This is a genomic window from Spirosoma flavus (genome assembly GCF_054778555.1).
On the sequence record NZ_BAAGZL010000004.1, the window covers coordinates 291,973 to 308,410 of the forward strand.

Here is a 16,438-nt window from a genome sequence, read left to right on the forward strand (position 1 = left end):
TCTTGTTTATTACGTTATTCTATTCTCGGTAGAGTATTTGTTTATAAAAAAGAATCAGTTTTTCCGCTTCAGTACGCCAATTGTAATGCTCTTCTACAGCTTGCCGACCGCGTTCGCCCATGTTTTTAGCTTCTTCAGGATGCTCAATCAGATACGTAAGCGCATCGGCCAATTGCTGCGGTTCGTAGGGTGATATACAGAAACCACAGCGATGCCGTTCCACTACGTCCTGGTAAAGCGGAAAATTGGACGTAACGACGGGCAATCCTAACGCCATGTATTCAAAAAGTTTGGTTGGGTAGGATTCGGGATAGTCGCCAACGGGTTTAAGGAGTGCCAGACCCGCCGTGGCTCCGGCCGACTTGGGGAAAGCCTGTCGTTGGTCGGTATACCCATAAAAATGAATCGAATCGCGCACAGTAGCGTAATCGGAAATAACTTCCAGAAGTTCGGACGCAAAGATACGTTGCCCAAACAAATCAACCGCTACGTTCGGATAACTGACTTTCACGCGCGCCAGCCCTTTAATTAACGTATCAATTGCCCGTTCAAAACTAAGCCAGCCAATATAGAAGAACGAAGGGTGATTTCGGCGCGGAGTATACGGCTGACGAAACGGTTCCAGAAAGGACAAAAGCGGGAAATTGTAAATCACTACGTGCGGTTTCGCTAATTGCGCATATGTAGTGAGGTAGCCGTGTTCAGTGAAAATAAGGTAGAAATGCCGCCGGGCCAGATGGTCGAACCACAGAAAAGCTTTTTGAAGAAAACGGCTTTTATTGACCGTTTTCAAGTGCATTTTCTTGTGTAGATTTTCCTGCACTTCATAAACGATCTGAGCGCCCAGAAGCCTGAAGACATACGCAAAAGGGACAAACTCCGGTACGTATATATGGACTAGCTTTGGACGTAGCAGCAGACAACGTAGCAAAATGAGCGGGCAAGTGATCAGAATGCGCCAGATGACGCGTTGGTAGTACGGAAGACGAATAAATCGAATGTTTGGCGCTACAGATGAGTCGGCATTTGGGATGGCGCAAAAAACCTCGTACTCATCGGCAAGCGTCTGACACTGCTTAAAAACGATACGTGGATCCTGCGGCTGGTGAGCCGTACTGATATGCAGAACGCGGATTTTTTTCATTTGATCACGCCAAAACTACGTAGCTCGGCGTCAATTTTCTGATTCCAGCGTTCCTGCGCTGCCTGATTCAGGCTGTGATTCGTTTCATCATCATACTGCGTCTGCATCCGATTTAACTCGCGATACGACTCAATGAACTGATACTGAGCGATGCTGTTATAATCTTCCAGTGTCAGACTGTCGGGATTAAGCTTCTTTTTGAAGCGCTCCAAAATAATTTTGGTGATGTCGAAATGGCGCTGCTCGTGGTTGAGAGCATAAGCATTTTTTGCATCGGCCCGACCCCACGACGAGTTTTTGAGCATATATGCTTTCGCATTCAGGTTCAAAATAATAACGCCATTCTTAACCACGCTTTTGCCTTCATATGAAAAACTGGTAAAAACCTCGGCTGCATAGTGACTGCTTTTTCGAGCTTCGCCCTTAAAATCTGCCCAGGTTAGTTTACGATCAGGATTATACTGTACGGTGTCATCGTCGGTAATACGCGTATCGTCGATAAAGTTAACCTGGAGTTTTTTTGCCAATTTCTCGTTCCGACCACTCTCGCGGTTCATGTACTCATTAAACCTACGTAGCGACGCGCCCAGCGTTTGGCGAATACTCGACTCTATTACAGCTGTCTGGTTCAAGGGACGAGTATATTTAGTTCCGCCCTGGTAATCCATCAGATGCGTACTGGTTTCAGCACCGGTATCATCTTTACCCAACAGTTCGAAGGCAAGAACCAACGTAAACTCACCTGTAACGCGATTTCCGGCAGCACTTTCACTAATGCGGCACTGCTTCACGCGCATGGCTACCGGACGTAATGATTTCGTTTGCCGCAGGCTCTGATTGACAAACTGTTGAAAACTACCCGCCAAGCCTTTCTCCAGATCAACCGATTGAACCGGTTTATTAAGTTCTAGCGCCATTCGGGCAACAGGTCCACGTTCGCTACGTTGGTCGGTTACAGTAGCGATGTAAAATTCTCTGGGTGTAAACGGTAAGTTTTCGGAGCGTAAGCGGATAGGATCAATCTGGGACGTAACAGACAGCAATCCGACGAAAAGAAGCGAAAAAAAGACGTTATGCATGCTAGGTTGATAACGTACTGATGGGCTAAAAAGTGTCTGAAAATCAAGTGTACTACGTATCAATTATGCCAAAAACGCCCGCCGATTTTAGTCGACGGGCGTTTTTATAGTATATCAGCGACGTTCTAATCTATCAGCATGGCTTTGCCGCTAATTACGTCGTTTTCAACCGTTTTGAACTTGACATCGCGTTTCACCGAGCCGTCGACGTACTGCACATTGACGCGGGCGTTACGGTCGAGTTTGGCAACACGTGCCGGAGCCTGACGTTGCGCGGGCATCGGTGGCGCACCAGCGCCCATGGCGTTATTTTCGGCCATGCGTCGTGCGTATTCTTCAGGACCGGTGGCGAGGTGGTCGTCGGTGAAATCATCGGCATTAGTCTGAAGTTTCGGCTGCGGCTGCTGTTGTCGCTGGACGGGTGCCTGACGAATCTCCTGCTGCACTTCCTCTTGTTCCTGCGCCGGAATATCGGCCTTGGTCAGGAAGCTGATGGTATCGAAGTTCACTTTGTTCAGGAACCGTTTGAATAGTTCAACCGACTCGAATTTATAAATGAGCAGCGGATCTTTCTGTTCGAATACGGCATTTTGTACCGATTGTTTCAGGTCGTCCATTTCACGAAGGTGCTCCTTCCACTCCTGGTCGATAACCGATAACGTAACGGCTTTCTCCATTTCCATTACGATTTCGCGAGCGCCCGAATCGACGGCTTTTTGCAAGTCAGAAACCACCGTCAGTTCATGAATACCATCAGAAAATGGTACTACAATGTTTTTAATCTGATGGCCTTGTTCCTGATGCACCTGCATCAGCACGGGCAGGGCTTTTTCGGCGATGGCGTTGTTTTTCTCCTGATAATGCGCTTCGGCTTCGTCGTATAAATGACGAATCAAATCGGGCTTTTTCAGGCGATTAAAGTCGCTGTCCGATAAGTCAGTTGACAAGCCCAGCGTAGTTAGTAACTGAAGCTTAATTTCTTCGACATTGCCTTCCGCATTGTTGACGGTTTCTTCCACTACGTCGTACATCGTGTTCGCGATATCGAGCGGAAGGCGATCGCCGAACAGGGCGTTACGTCGGCGTTTGTAGATCGCTTCGCGCTGGTAGTTCATTACGTCATCGTATTCGAGCAGGCGTTTCCGAATGCCGAAGTTGTTTTCCTCGACTTTCTTCTGAGCGCGTTCGATGGATTTGGTAATCATCGAGTGCTGAATCACTTCGCCTTCTTCCAGACCCATCCGGTCCATGACCTTCGCGATACGTTCCGAACCGAACAGACGCATCAGACTGTCTTCGAGCGACACAAAGAACTGCGACGTACCGGGATCGCCCTGACGACCAGAACGGCCACGTAACTGGCGGTCGACCCGACGCGATTCGTGGCGTTCGGTACCAATAATGGCCAGACCACCGGCGGCACGCGATTCGGGCGTCAGTTTAATATCAGTACCACGACCAGCCATGTTCGTAGCGATGGTGACGTTGCCCGGCAAACCCGCCGTTGCCACAATTTCAGCTTCGCGCTGGTGGTATTTGGCGTTCAGAACCTGGTGCGGAATTTTACGTAGCGTCAGGAAGCGGCTTAGCAACTCGGAGTTTTCGACCGACGTAGTACCCACCAGTACCGGACGCCCTTTTTCGACGAGACTGGTAATTTCGTCCACAACGGCGTTATATTTCTCCCGAACCGACCGATACACTTTGTCTTCTTCATCTTTCCGGCTAATGGCGCGGTTGGTTGGGATTACCACTACGTCCATTTTATAAATCTGCCAGAATTCAGACGCTTCAGTTTCGGCCGTACCCGTCATACCTGACCGTTTGTGGTACATCCGGAAATAGTTCTGGAGTGTAACGGTTGCGTAGGTCTGGGTCGCATCTTCAACTTTTACGTTCTCTTTGGCTTCAACGGCCTGGTGCAAACCATCCGACCAACGACGGCCTTCCATAATCCGGCCCGTCTGCTCGTCAACAATTTTTACCTTGCCATCCATGATCACGTATTCAGTCTCTTTCTCGAACAGCGTGTAGGCTTTCAGCAACTGGTTAATTGTATTGATACGTTGCGTTTTAACCGCGTAATCGCGAATAACGGCTTCCTTATGGAGAATTTTTTCCTGTTCCGATAAATCGCTGTCTTTCTCAATCGTATTCAGATCGATGGACAGGTCGGGTAGGATAAAGAAGTTAGGATCTTCGCCCGAACCAGTGATGTAGTCGATACCTTTCTCGGTCAGATCGATGCTGTTATGCCGTTCGTCAATCGTGAAATAGAGAGGAGCATCAGCTTCTGGCATGAGTTTCTGGTTTTCAGCCAGATATATTGCTTCGGTACGTTGGAGAAGCGCCTTGTTACCGGTTTCGCTCAAAAACTTAATGAGCGGCTTATGTTTCGGCAAACCACGGTGTGCCCGAAACAAAGATAAACCGCCTTCTTTTTCATCGCCAGCGGCAATTTTCCGTTTGGCGTCGTTTAGATAATCATAGACAAGTTTCCGCTGTGCTTCAACGACTCGTGTCACGCGTGGTTTCAGTTCGATGTAATCCTGCTCATCGCCACGTGGCACAGGTCCGCTGATAATAAGCGGTGTCCGGGCATCATCAATCAATACGGAGTCGACCTCATCGACCATCGCGTAGTGATGTTTGCGCTGTACCAATTCGCCGGTTTCGCGGGCCATGTTATCGCGCAGGTAGTCGAAACCGAATTCGTTGTTGGTACCGTACGTAATATCGGCCAGGTAAGCCTGTTTACGCTGTTCGGAGTTAGGCTGGTGTTTGTCGATGCAATCGACACGCATGCCGTGAAACTCAAACAGAGGTCCCATCCATTCGGAGTCACGTTTCGCCAGATAATCGTTGACCGTTACAATGTGTACACCCTGCCCAGCCAGGCCATTTAGGAAAGCCGGGAACGTAGCAACCAGTGTTTTACCTTCCCCAGTGGCCATCTCGGCAATCTTGCCCTGATGGAGCACAACGCCCCCGATGATCTGAACATCGTAGTGAACCATATCCCATTTGATGGGCGAGCCAGCAGCATCCCAACTGTTTGCCCAGTGCGCCTGATCACCATCAATCACTACGTTCTTCCGGCGAGTAGCAATAGCTCGGTCGAAATCAGTGGCAGTAACCGTTAACCGTTCATTATTCGTAAAGCGCCGGGCTGTTTCTTTTACAACCGCAAACGCTTTCGGAAGAATGTCGAGCAAAACCCGTTCGAGTTCGGTGTTCCGGTCGGCTTCGAGCTTGTCGACCTGATTGAAAAGACGTTCTTTCTCATTTACGTCTACATCAGGATGACCAGCCTGTTCGCGGAGATCAATAAGCTGGTTATCAATGTCGGCTAATTCATCAGCAATCTGTGCCTTCAGTTGAGCCGAAATCTGCCGGAGTTCATCGTTGGAAATGTCTTTCAAACGAACGAACTCGGCATTTACCTTCTCAACATACGGAACCAATTCTTTAAGGTCTCGCTGTGATTTGGTTCCGAAAAGTTTAGCTATGAGATTAATCATAAGTTCTTTTAGTGATAATCGCCAGTCTATAACTCATGAGCTGCTAAAAGCAGTATGAGTTGGCAAGAAAGACTGTTTTTCTCACAAATTTAGTGCTTTACAACGGGACTACAAGGTAAATCCGTTCCGACAGGTATCCCCTTCAATCAGAAAGGGATAATGTTTTGACAGGAATCCGTTACTTTTGCATCTCAAAATTTTATTTTTGCAGTTCAAATTTTGGCCCAAGAGCCATTATTCATGCACACTAAAGACAAATTGTCACGTTTTCTCCACCATATTAGTCATTACCAAGCCGTTTTTTTGCTATTCGTATTGCTACTAGGGTCGTATCAGGTTTCTGCACAGGTGCCACGTTCTCGGGTAGATCAGCTAAGCGATGAAGAGGTGGAAAACTTTTACAAGCGGGCACAAGCTAGTGGTCTTAGTGAAGCGCAGATAGAACAAGCCGCTATGTCACAGGGATATACGCTGGACGATATTGCGAAAATGCGCCGACGTATTCGTGACTTACGTACTAAATCGTCTCGCCCCCAGAACCTTACTTCGGTTGACCCTAAAACAACAGGTCGGACGTTGCCTGACGATTTATCCAGCCGACCGGATTCGTCAAACATAGCTCGCAAAGACACGAGCCGAAAATTGCGCGTATTTGGGGCTTCCTTGTTTGAAAATGCCAATTTGTCATTTGAACCAAATTTGCGAATTGCTACCCCTCGCAACTACGTAGTTGGACCCGATGACGAAATTAGAATTGATATTGCTGGGGCATCGACCGGCGAATATCAGCTAAAAGTTAGTCCGGATGGTACAGTTAAGGTCCCCGATTTGCCGGCAATTTTTGTAAGTGGGCTGACTATCGAACAGGCTGAACGACGTATCATCGACCGCTTGCGTCAGGGAGGTTACCAGGGCTTAGGCCGTGCTGGCAGCGGTACGAGTGCCAATGTGACACTAACCAACATTCGTAGCATCCGTGTTACGTTGGTTGGTGAGGTAGTCCGACCCGGTACGTATACGATCTCATCGCTCGGCTCGGCTTTCAACGCGCTTTATCTGGCGGGCGGTCCTAATCCGGAAACTGGTTCGTTTCGGAAAATAAACGTCATTCGAGGAAATCGTGTCATCAGAACCATAGACCTGTACGATTACATTCTGCGAGCCGATCAGCGGGATAATATTCGTTTACAGGATCAGGATGTTATTCGCGTGGCCGATTATGATACGCGCGTGGAATTAACCGGACAGGTACGTCGTCCAGCCATTTTTGAGATGCTGCCTGGCGAAACGCTGCAAACATTATTAAGTTTTGCCGGCGGATTTGGCGATGATGCGTACCGGGCTTCCATTACGCTCCGACGTAACACCAGCCGCGAACGACGTATCATCAATATTACGGAAGAACAGATTGCTCAGTTCACTCCTCAGCGTGGTGATAAATTCTTCGTAGGTAAAATTCTGGACCGATATGAGAACCGCATTCAGGTCAGCGGAGCTGTTATGCGACCGGGCGATTATGCACTTGAACCAGGCTTAGAAACAGTACGTCAGCTTATTGGTCGGGCCGAAGGGTTGCGGAAGGATGCGTTCATGAACCGGGCTACAATAACCCGCGAACGGCCTGATATGGACCGGGAGAATTTATCTTTCGACTTGGGTAAATTAATGGCGGGTCAGATTGCCGATATTCCGCTCCTGCGTCAGGACAGTTTGTCAATTCTGTCCATCCGAGACCTGCGCGAGGAGTACTACGTAACGATTCAGGGCGCTGTGAATAAGCCCGATACGATTGAATTTGTGGCTAACATGAGTGTCGCCGATCTGATTGCCAAGGCGGGTGGTTTTGAAGAGGGAGCTAAGCCAAATTTGATCGAAGTAGCCCGGCGTATCCGACAGGATTCGGCTGGTGTTCGGGCAACAATTCTTGAAATGTATCGATTTGCGGTTAGTCGCAATCTTGAAATAAGCCCCCTGGAATCTCCGACAGGCTCGCTGGAAAATGCGACCGGTTTTCGATTGCAGCCTTTTGATATTGTATACGTAAGAACGTCGCCCAACTACGAAATACAGCGCCAGGTTTACGTAAGTGGTGAAGTGATGCAACCGGGTAATTACGCGATTTCTAATCGACAGGAACGTATCAGCGATCTTATCCAGCGAGCGGGTGGAATAAAACCCAGTGCCTACATGGCAGGGGCTCAATATCGACGACAGGGGCAGGTAATTGGAAGCGACTTACGCTACGTTCTGGATAACCCGAATGTTGAAGAAAATTTATTGGTAAATGACGGCGATACCCTGTTCATACCCCGCCGTTCTGAAATTGTATCCGTGCAGGGTGGCGTTCTGAATCCGTCATTAGTAAGCTATAAAGCAGACTATGACTTTGAGGACTATATTTCAGAAGCGGGTGGTTTTACCGATAATGCCCGAAAAACGAAAGCCTATATTATTTACCCGAACGGTCGGAAAGACCGTACACACACCTTTCTTTTCTTTAAATCCCGGCCTAAAGTTGAGCCAGGTTCGACTGTTGTTGTTCCGTTTAAACCGCTTGATGGTGGTGGATTATCATCGGCTGAACGTATCGGTATCTTGTCGCTTTTGGCAACTGTGTCTATTGCGCTTATCAATGTAATCCTGCGATAAGCATACGTAATTAGTTTTATCATGTCAGTTACTGAAAGTCATCAGAAAGTAAATAGTGACGGAGACGAACTAGAACTTCGGCTGAGTGACATCATAAACTTTTTGAAAAGTTATCGTCTGAAGTTAATTCTGTGGGCGGTAATCGGTTTGATAATTGGTGCATTTTACGCTTTCTCGAAACCGAACGTATACAGCTCTCAAACGACTGTATTACCAGAAATTCAGACGAAAACGGGCAACTTAAGTAACCTGAGCTCGCTGGCAGGATTGGCTGGTATTGATATAGGTTCGGGGGCAACGGCTGGAACCGACGCCATTCGCCCAGATGTATATCCGGACGTATTACAAAGCGTACCTTTTGCGCTTCACCTGCTGAAGCAGCCCGTTTATTCGGAGCTTTTAGGGAAAGAAACTTCGCTGGAACAGTTTATTAATGAGGAGAATAAGCCCTCGTGGCTGGGACGCCTGTTTAGCTCCACTGAAGATGCAGATAAAGTGCTGGTTGCTGCTCCCAATACAAAGAACAAACCACTCTTGATTACAAAAAAGCAGGAGAATCTTGTTTTGGCAGTGCATGAATCTGTGCTAGGTACATACGACAAAAAAACAGGTAAAATACAGGTAACTGCTACGTGGACAGACCCGGTTGTGGCGGCTACCGTCGCTAAACTGTCACTGGATTACCTAACGGATTACATTTCGGGATATAGGACGGAAAAGGCCAGGAGTCAGGTTGTATTTTTAGAGAGCAGGCTGACCGAAGCAAGAAGCAGGTATCAGCTTGCGGAATTTGCACTATCTAAATTTCGTGACCAGAACAGGAGCCTTTATTTAAACACGGCTAAAATTGAGGAACAGCGCTTACAAGCCGATTACTTACTGGCTCAGGGTGTCTTTGGAGATCTGTCCAAACAGCTTGAACAAGCCAAAATTAAGGTCGCCGAAGATGCGCCAGTGTTTAAACTGCTGGAACCTGCCCGGGTGCCGTTAAAAAAAAGTGCTCCTAAACGGAGTGTGATAATTTTAGGCTTTGCGTTTGCAGGGCTATTTTTAGCCATCCTGTTTTATGGAGGGAAGCAGGTGATCGTTCATTTAGATAAATGACTCTGTGAAGAAAGCATTAATATGTGGTGTATCTGGCCAGGATGGCGCTTACCTTGCTAAACTTTTGTTGGACAAAGGCTATACTGTTTATGGTGGATCTCGCGATGCACAGATGTCTACGTTTACCAACCTGAAGCGACTTGGTATTTACGACGATGTAAAACGGGTTTCTATTAGCATAAATGATTTTCGATCTGTACTTCAAACGCTACAACGTACCAAGCCCGATGAAATTTATAATCTGGCAGGCCAAAGCTCTGTAAGTTTGTCATTTGAGCAGCCTGTAGAGACCCTCGAAAGCATTAGTGCTGGTACGTTGAACTTATTGGAGGCAATTCGATTTACCCGATTGCCCATCCGTTTCTACAACGCAGGCTCAAGCGAATGTTTTGGCGACACAGGAAATGTGCCCGCCGACGAGCAAACGCCGTTTCGTCCTCGCAGCCCCTATGGAGTAGCTAAAGCTGCTGCTTTCTGGCAGGTCGCTAATTACCGGGAGGCTTATCAGCTTCATGCAAGTACAGGTATTTTGTTTAACCATGAATCACCGCTACGTCCCGAAAGGTTTGTAACCCAGAAGATTGTGGCGGCTGCCTGCCGTATCGCTAATGGAAGCCAGGAAACTCTTTCATTGGGCAATATCGATATCGCTCGTGACTGGGGCTGGGCTCCTGAGTATGTGGAGGCTATGTGGTTGATGTTGCAACAGGAGCAGGCAGATGATTACGTTATTGCGACTGGTAAAACAAATAAATTAAGTGGTTTTATAGAAATCGTTTTTGAGACAGTTGGCCTTGACTGGCAGCAACATGTCCGAACTGATCCTTCTTTTTTTCGCCCAACAGACATTGCAGAAGGATACGCTAACCCAATTAAGGCTAAGAGCCAGTTGAATTGGGAGGCCCGTTACAGCATGGAAGATGTGGGGAGAATGATGGTTGAAGACCAAATGAGCAACAAGAAGGTACCAGTGCAGTAAATGTATGACGGTTATACCCATTAGTCAGATTCGAGAGCGGATGCGTAACATTCATCCGCGCACTCGCAAAGCCCAGTTAAACACGCTTTTGGGTGTGTTGGTGAAAGGAGGTGGCTTATTAATATCGCTACTACTGGTGCCGCTGACGATTGATTATCTCTCCAAGGATAAATATGGTACTTGGCTGACCATTAGTTCAGTCGTAACGATGATTACCCTGTTTGATATTGGTATTGGCAACGGCCTCCGTAATAAACTGGCGGAGGCTGTTTCTAGACAGGACAACGTACTCGCTCGAACATATGTAAGCACCGCTTACCTGATTTTCGGGGCCATGCAGCTTACATTCATTTGTCTGTTCCTGCTTGTTTTTCGCTACGTGCCGTGGCAGCGCGTATTGAACTCTACTATTGATAATGAGGAGCTTCAGACAGTAGTGTTACTGACGGCGGTGGCCATTGCCATTAAACTAGTTCTCGACATCTTGTCATACGTTTTATTTGCCATTCAGGAATCCGGGCGTGCGGGTCTGCTGAACCTTACATTCAGTGTTCTTACGCTAATTGGAACCTATGCCTTAACCAAATTGACAAATGGTAACCTCACGTATTTGGCGTTAGTAACGACCTTAAGTCCAATCATAGTGCTTCTGATAAGCAGCCTTGTACTCTATCAGACGCGGCTTCGGGTATATCGACCTGCACTACGGTTAGCTCACCCAAAGTATGCTCGAAGTTTGCTATCGTTGGGTTACAAATTCTTTATGATCCAGATTGCGGTCATTGTGCTTTTTTACACCGATAATCTAATCATTAGTCAGTTATTTGGGCCAGCAGAAGTAACGGTTTATAATGTAGCGTTCCGCTATTTCAACGCCGTTACTACGTTGTTTTCCATCATAATCACCCCCTACTGGTCGGCCTTTACAGAGGCTTCGGTAAAAAAAGATACAGATTGGATGAAACGAACGTATTCGTATCTTCAAAAAATCTGGCTGCTCTTTTTTGTAGGCGTAATAGGTATGATTATCATCTCCGAATTCGTGTATTCGGTTTGGATAGGTGATCGGGTAACCGTACCGTTTTCAGTTAGTTTAGTGCTGGGGATCGGCGTAATCATTACCTGCTGGAATAATACAACAGTAGCAGTCATCAACGGGCTGGGTAAAGTTAAATTACAGCTATTCTGCTCTATTATAGCCGCCCTTATCAATGTTCCGATGGCAGTTTATTTCGGTCAGACATTAAATTTTGGCAGTGCTGGTGTTGTGCTGGCAACCTGCTTATCTTTGCTGCCCGCTACCGTAACAGGAACAATTCAGGCAAAAAAATTAATCAATGGTAACGCCCACGGTATCTGGGATAGCTAAGGCAGGAATACATGAAATGGATTGATAAAGCGAAGGAAGCGTTTTATGAGTTAAAACGCATTCGAACCCAAGCCGATGACACTCGACTGCTGATCGGAACACTACTTGCTAGGAATATCCGCACAGCCGAGTCGATGAGAGATGCTGAATTCAAGGTATTTTCTCAGGCGGGTGACGATGGCATTATTCAGTACCTCATGCATAAGCTAGATCTGTCGGTCGATACGTTCGTTGAATTTGGCGTCGAAAACTATGAGGAATCTAATACTCGGTTTTTACTGATGCATAACAACTGGCGGGGGCTGGTTATCGACGGTTCGCCTGCTCATATTGCCTACATTCAGAACGATTCCATCTATTGGCGGTATGATCTAACGGCGGTTCAGTCGTTTATTACCGTCGAAAATATTAATCAAATTCTGGAACGTAACGGATTTACGGGGCGCATTGGCTTGCTTAGTGTAGATATCGACGGTAACGATTACTGGGTATGGCAGGCTATTACTGCAGTTGAGGCCGATATCGTAATCGCAGAGTATAACAGTCTGTTCGGTTCAGAGCGAGCCATTTCCATTCCATATAAAACCGACTTCACCCGGATAAACGCCCATTATTCAGCTCTGTATTTTGGTGCTTCGCTGCCCGCGCTCTGCGACCTGGCCGAGCAAAAAGGCTACTCGTTTATTGGGTGTAATCAAACAGGCAATAACGCCTACTTTGTTAAAAATGAGCGATTAGGGCCGCTGAAAGCGTTACGTCCTCAGGAAGGGTATGTAAAAGCCCGGTTTCGGGAGGGCCGGAATCCGCAGGGTCAGTTGACGTTCGCTAACGAAGCCGAGCGATTGAAAGAAATCAAAGGCTTGCCGGTTATTAACACGCGGACTGGCCTTACCGAGACGATTTAATTTATATGCGTATTTTGTTTGACCACCAGACCTTTTCATTACAGGATTTTGGTGGGATTTCTCGGTATAACGTCGAGCTTATCAAAGGTATCAATCAAACGGCTGGTCAGCACGCTTCTTTATCTGCCCTGTTTTCCAATAATGTACACGTGCACGAGGCTGGGTTGGGGGTACGTTCGTTTTTCCCGGCTGTTGACTTTTCGCTTAAACGATCCCTTCTATATCGACTCAATCAACTTTACAGTAAGTTGTTGATACGTAATCAGGCATACGACCTGTTGCACGCAACGTATTACGATCCTTATTTCTTAACTGTTAATAAAGAAAAGCCATTCGTAATAACATTTTACGATATGATTTTCGAAAAACTCAGCAGTGAGTTTAGTGAGCTGAAGAGTGATCCATCAGTTATCGAACGTAAGAGAATAGTAGCACAAAAAGCTGCCCGTATTATTGCTATTTCACAACACACGAAGAACGATATTGTCGAAATACTGAACGTAACGCCCGATAAAATTGACGTGATTCATCTCGGCAGTTCGTTGGCCGTTAGCCATGTAACGTCGCCCCGACAGGGCGACCCTTATCTGTTATTCGTAGGCAACCGCGATCACTACAAAAATTTCATCCGATTTCTACGCGCAGCGGCCCCGGTTTTGCGGACAAATTCCCTAAAACTAATTTGTGCCGGGGGCGGGCCATTCACGGCAACCGAGCAGGAATTGATAAAACAACTTGACCTGACAGCCTACGTAACACAACAGCCCATTACGTCGGATACGGTGTTGCAGCGTTTCTATCAATCGGCTTTGGCATTCGTATTCCCTTCATTATACGAGGGATTTGGAATCCCTATACTTGAAGCCTTTGCTTGCAATTGTCCTTGTGTATTAAGCAATACAAGTTCTTTACCAGAAGTAGCTGGCAACGCAGCCATTTATTTTGATCCTGCAAACGAAACATCCATACACGATGCTCTTCAGCGAATTATAACCGACTCCACTCTACGTGGCCAACTCGTAGACCTAGGCCGTGAACGACTACTCGATTTTTCCTGGGAGCGTACTGTGCGTGAGACGATCCAAGTGTATGAGCGCTGTTTAGGTACGTAGGCCGAAAAAGGGTAACTTCGCAGTCGCTCAATCAGTATAAATGCTTATCAGGAACATAGTGACGAACAAATTGGGGCTTACACAATTGAATGAACAATAATTAGCACTTTTATTGGGGTGTTAGAATATTTGATAGAAAGCAGCAGAGTTGTTCAAACCAAACGGCTGCTGTATTCGACCATTATAGATCCAATTTGCTGAAACATAAGTGTCAACGCCGAACGGTTGTTGAGAACTCTTAAACTTGTGACTAACCCATTAATTTCAATTATCACGGTCGTTTATAATGCTCAGTCAACGTTAGAAGCCACTATTCAAAGCGTTGTGAATCAGCAGAAAGGCCTTTTTGAATACTGGATCATCGATGGTGGCAGTACTGATGGATCGCTGGATATTATTCGCCGTCATGAACACGAATTGGCCGGTTGGATTAGCGAACCAGATACCGGAATTTATGACGCCATGAACAAGGGAGTTGATCGTGCCTCTGGCGATTGGCTTTTTTTTCTGGGCGCTGATGATACGCTGACAGAAGGTATCCTTGAAAAGGTTGCCCCCTTGCTTGCCGATAAATTAACCGCTGTTTATGGTAAAGTAATCTACGATAACGGGTATGAGTACCTTTCCCGTATTAATTCATGGACGCTATTAGAAAATACGCTTCACCATCAGAGTGCCTTTTATCATCGCAGATTATTTGATGGATTTAGGTATGATACACATTATAAGATCAACGGAGACTACGAATTAACGCTAAAAATATATCTGGAAAAGCATCAGTCTGTCTATGTTCCCTATATAATTTCTGTTTGCGGATCAACGGGAGCTAGTAGCACACTTTCTAGTAAAGAGACGAATTCATTAAGAGGAAAGTATATAAAGAATAGAGCTTTGAATGGGCTGCTAAGTAAATTACTGGATACGTATTACCTGTACTTTAGAACTAGAGTTAATCTAAAAAGACAATTGATAAAACTTATAAAATAATCAGTTGATACGTAGCAAATCTGTTTAAGTTCTTTAAAATACAGCCTGATGCGTGATCTCAACTGTTACGTTAATCTGGCGATTTTTTTCGATACGTATTGGAAAAATATTATTCTGAGAGTCATATAAATTGGCATACAATCCTTTTGGCTCACGTATCAGCAATGAATATTTTCCAATCGGCAAAGCAAGGCAAAATTTCCCATCTTTATCAGAATGAATGGTCTTTACGGGCTTAGCGCTACGTACTGAATTTATAAAACCATTATCCCCCGCATCCACCGAATTGATATTTAGCAGCGGGAAAATCAGAACTTCGCGCTGGGCTGGTTGCGCTTCCGGGCTTTTCGCGTCAGGACTAGGCATTTGATTGCCCTGTTTAACGATCACCGTACCGCAAATGCCCTGCTTCATCTTGACGTCAGTTGAACTGTGAGGTTGCTGAGAGCAAGCCAACGTAGTGAAGACAGCAAGCGCTAAACCAGGCATTACGTAATTCATGCAGAAGTAACAGTCTTATTTCTTGAAGAACGAATCCACAAACTCCATCTTATTGAACGTTTGCAAATCGTCGATTTTCTCGCCAACGCCGATGTATTTTACTGGAATTTTGAACTGATCAGAAATGCCAATGACCACCCCGCCTTTGGCCGTGCCATCTAGTTTGGTTATTGCCAGTGCCGATACTTCTGTCGCTTTGGTGAATTCCGTTGCCTGTATAAACGCATTCTGACCAGTTGAGCCATCAAGCACCAAAAGAACCTCATGGGGTGCATCTGGGGTGATTTTCTGCATGACGCGCTTAATTTTTGTCAACTCATTCATCAAATTCACCTTCGTATGTAATCGCCCGGCAGTATCAATAATCACTACGTCGGCGCCCATATCCGTCGCTTTTTTAACTGCGTCGAAGGCAACGGCCGACGGATCGGTGTTCATGCCGTGCGAAATGACCGGCACGCCAACTCGGTCGCCCCAGAGTTTTAACTGGTCGACGGCGGCAGCACGGAACGTATCGCCTGCGCCGAGAACAACCTGCTTACCCCGTTTATGAAATTGAGCCGCTAATTTGCCAATGGTCGTTGTTTTACCGACGCCATTCACCCCAACCACCATAATAACATAGGGTTTTTTGTTAGCAGGTAACGCAAAATCGTCTTTATCCGACGTGCCATTTATATCCGATTTGTCAGACAGCAAAGCGGCAATTTCCTCCCGCAGAATACGGTCTAACTCGTCCGTACCCATGTATTTATCACGAGCGACACGCTCTTCAATACGTCGGATAATTTTAACCGTTGTTTCTACTCCTACATCCGACGAAATCAGGACATTTTCTACTTCGTCGAGTACTTCTTCGTCAACGGTCGATTTACCAACAACAGCCCGTCCAAGTTTAGAGAAAAAACTGTCTTTTGTTTTTTCCAGGCCCTTGTCGAGCGTTTCTTTTTTTTCTTTCGAGAAAAAACCAAATAAAGCCATAATGCTGATAGTGAATAGTCATTAGTCGAGAGTCATTAGCGATCAATTATAGGAAATTGACAACCTTTATCTATCGACTGTCGACTAATTGCAACAAAGCTATAACA

The 16,438-nt window shown here is 46.3% G+C and carries 12 protein-coding genes and 1 pseudogene; 8 read left to right on the forward strand and 5 right to left on the reverse strand.

From position 1 onward, the window contains the following. Window positions 1-19 precede the first annotated feature (19 nt). From ACYVF1_RS21585 to secA, 3 genes are all read right to left on the reverse strand, one after another. Window positions 20-1,144, reverse strand: a complete 1,125-nt coding sequence (locus tag ACYVF1_RS21585) for a glycosyltransferase (protein ID WP_461082740.1) — start codon at window positions 1,142-1,144, stop codon at window positions 20-22. Further along, window positions 1,141-2,223, reverse strand: coding sequence for a hypothetical protein (locus tag ACYVF1_RS21590; RefSeq protein ID WP_461082742.1), 1,083 nt, complete (start codon window positions 2,221-2,223; stop codon window positions 1,141-1,143). Before ACYVF1_RS21590 ends, ACYVF1_RS21585 begins: the two co-directional genes overlap by 4 nt. Window positions 2,224-2,348: 125 nt before the next feature. Then, window positions 2,349-5,744 carry a preprotein translocase subunit SecA gene (gene secA / locus ACYVF1_RS21595; protein WP_461082744.1) on the reverse strand — a complete coding sequence of 1,132 codons (3,396 nt, stop codon included), beginning with the start codon at window positions 5,742-5,744 and terminating at the stop codon, window positions 2,349-2,351. A gap of 240 nt (window positions 5,745-5,984) precedes the next feature. Here secA and ACYVF1_RS21600 point away from each other — a divergent pair, with 240 nt between their 5' ends. The 8 genes and pseudogenes from ACYVF1_RS21600 (at window position 5,985) to ACYVF1_RS21635 (ending at window position 14,849) form a co-directional block, all read left to right on the forward strand. Then, window positions 5,985-8,393: an SLBB domain-containing protein gene (locus ACYVF1_RS21600; protein ID WP_461082746.1), complete on the forward strand. Its 2,409-nt coding sequence runs from the start codon at window positions 5,985-5,987 to the stop codon at window positions 8,391-8,393. A 21-nt stretch (window positions 8,394-8,414) separates the two neighbouring features. After that, window positions 8,415-8,642, forward strand: a pseudogene (locus tag ACYVF1_RS21605) (Wzz/FepE/Etk N-terminal domain-containing protein); the annotation flags it as partial. An 18-nt stretch (window positions 8,643-8,660) separates the two neighbouring features. Further along, window positions 8,661-9,497 (forward strand): lipopolysaccharide biosynthesis protein, encoded by an 837-nt coding sequence (locus ACYVF1_RS21610; protein WP_461083582.1) that lies wholly within the window; start codon window positions 8,661-8,663, stop codon window positions 9,495-9,497. A 4-nt stretch (window positions 9,498-9,501) separates the two neighbouring features. Continuing rightward, on the forward strand, window positions 9,502-10,476 hold the full coding sequence (locus ACYVF1_RS21615) for a GDP-mannose 4,6-dehydratase (RefSeq protein WP_461082748.1): 975 nt from the start codon (window positions 9,502-9,504) through the stop codon (window positions 10,474-10,476). A 4-nt stretch (window positions 10,477-10,480) separates the two neighbouring features. Next, window positions 10,481-11,845 carry an oligosaccharide flippase family protein gene (locus tag ACYVF1_RS21620; protein WP_461082750.1) on the forward strand — a complete coding sequence of 455 codons (1,365 nt, stop codon included), beginning with the start codon at window positions 10,481-10,483 and terminating at the stop codon, window positions 11,843-11,845. An 11-nt stretch (window positions 11,846-11,856) separates the two neighbouring features. After that, window positions 11,857-12,750 carry a hypothetical protein gene (locus ACYVF1_RS21625; RefSeq protein WP_461082752.1) on the forward strand — a complete coding sequence of 298 codons (894 nt, stop codon included), beginning with the start codon at window positions 11,857-11,859 and terminating at the stop codon, window positions 12,748-12,750. Between the two features lie 5 nt (window positions 12,751-12,755). Next, window positions 12,756-13,862, forward strand: coding sequence for a glycosyltransferase family 4 protein (locus ACYVF1_RS21630; protein WP_461082754.1), 1,107 nt, complete (start codon window positions 12,756-12,758; stop codon window positions 13,860-13,862). Between the two features lie 246 nt (window positions 13,863-14,108). Continuing rightward, window positions 14,109-14,849 carry a glycosyltransferase family 2 protein gene (locus ACYVF1_RS21635; RefSeq protein WP_461082756.1) on the forward strand — a complete coding sequence of 247 codons (741 nt, stop codon included), beginning with the start codon at window positions 14,109-14,111 and terminating at the stop codon, window positions 14,847-14,849. A gap of 33 nt (window positions 14,850-14,882) precedes the next feature. Here the strand turns inward: ACYVF1_RS21635 and ACYVF1_RS21640 are convergent, their stop codons facing one another. Further along, entirely contained in the window at window positions 14,883-15,263 is a 381-nt protein-coding gene (locus ACYVF1_RS21640) for a hypothetical protein (RefSeq protein WP_461082758.1), read from the reverse strand. A 102-nt stretch (window positions 15,264-15,365) separates the two neighbouring features. After that, window positions 15,366-16,331, reverse strand: coding sequence for a signal recognition particle-docking protein FtsY (ftsY, locus tag ACYVF1_RS21645; protein ID WP_461082760.1), 966 nt, complete (start codon window positions 16,329-16,331; stop codon window positions 15,366-15,368). Between the last annotated feature and the right edge of the window lie 107 nt (window positions 16,332-16,438).

Excerpts from the sequence above, each read along its gene's own strand:
- ACYVF1_RS21625 (WP_461082752.1), top strand. The coding sequence starts at position 11,857 with ATGAAATGGATTGATAAAGCGAAGGAAGCGTTTTATGAGTTAAAACGC.
- ftsY (WP_461082760.1), bottom strand. The coding sequence starts at position 16,331 with ATGGCTTTATTTGGTTTTTTCTCGAAAGAAAAAAAAGAAACGCTCGAC.
- ACYVF1_RS21590 (WP_461082742.1), bottom strand. The coding sequence starts at position 2,223 with ATGCATAACGTCTTTTTTTCGCTTCTTTTCGTCGGATTGCTGTCTGTT.
- secA (WP_461082744.1), bottom strand. The coding sequence starts at position 5,744 with ATGATTAATCTCATAGCTAAACTTTTCGGAACCAAATCACAGCGAGAC.
- ACYVF1_RS21620 (WP_461082750.1), top strand. The coding sequence starts at position 10,481 with ATGACGGTTATACCCATTAGTCAGATTCGAGAGCGGATGCGTAACATT.
- ACYVF1_RS21585 (WP_461082740.1), bottom strand. The coding sequence starts at position 1,144 with ATGAAAAAAATCCGCGTTCTGCATATCAGTACGGCTCACCAGCCGCAG.
- ACYVF1_RS21600 (WP_461082746.1), top strand. The coding sequence starts at position 5,985 with ATGCACACTAAAGACAAATTGTCACGTTTTCTCCACCATATTAGTCAT.
- ACYVF1_RS21640 (WP_461082758.1), bottom strand. The coding sequence starts at position 15,263 with ATGAAGCAGGGCATTTGCGGTACGGTGATCGTTAAACAGGGCAATCAA.
- ACYVF1_RS21630 (WP_461082754.1), top strand. The coding sequence starts at position 12,756 with ATGCGTATTTTGTTTGACCACCAGACCTTTTCATTACAGGATTTTGGT.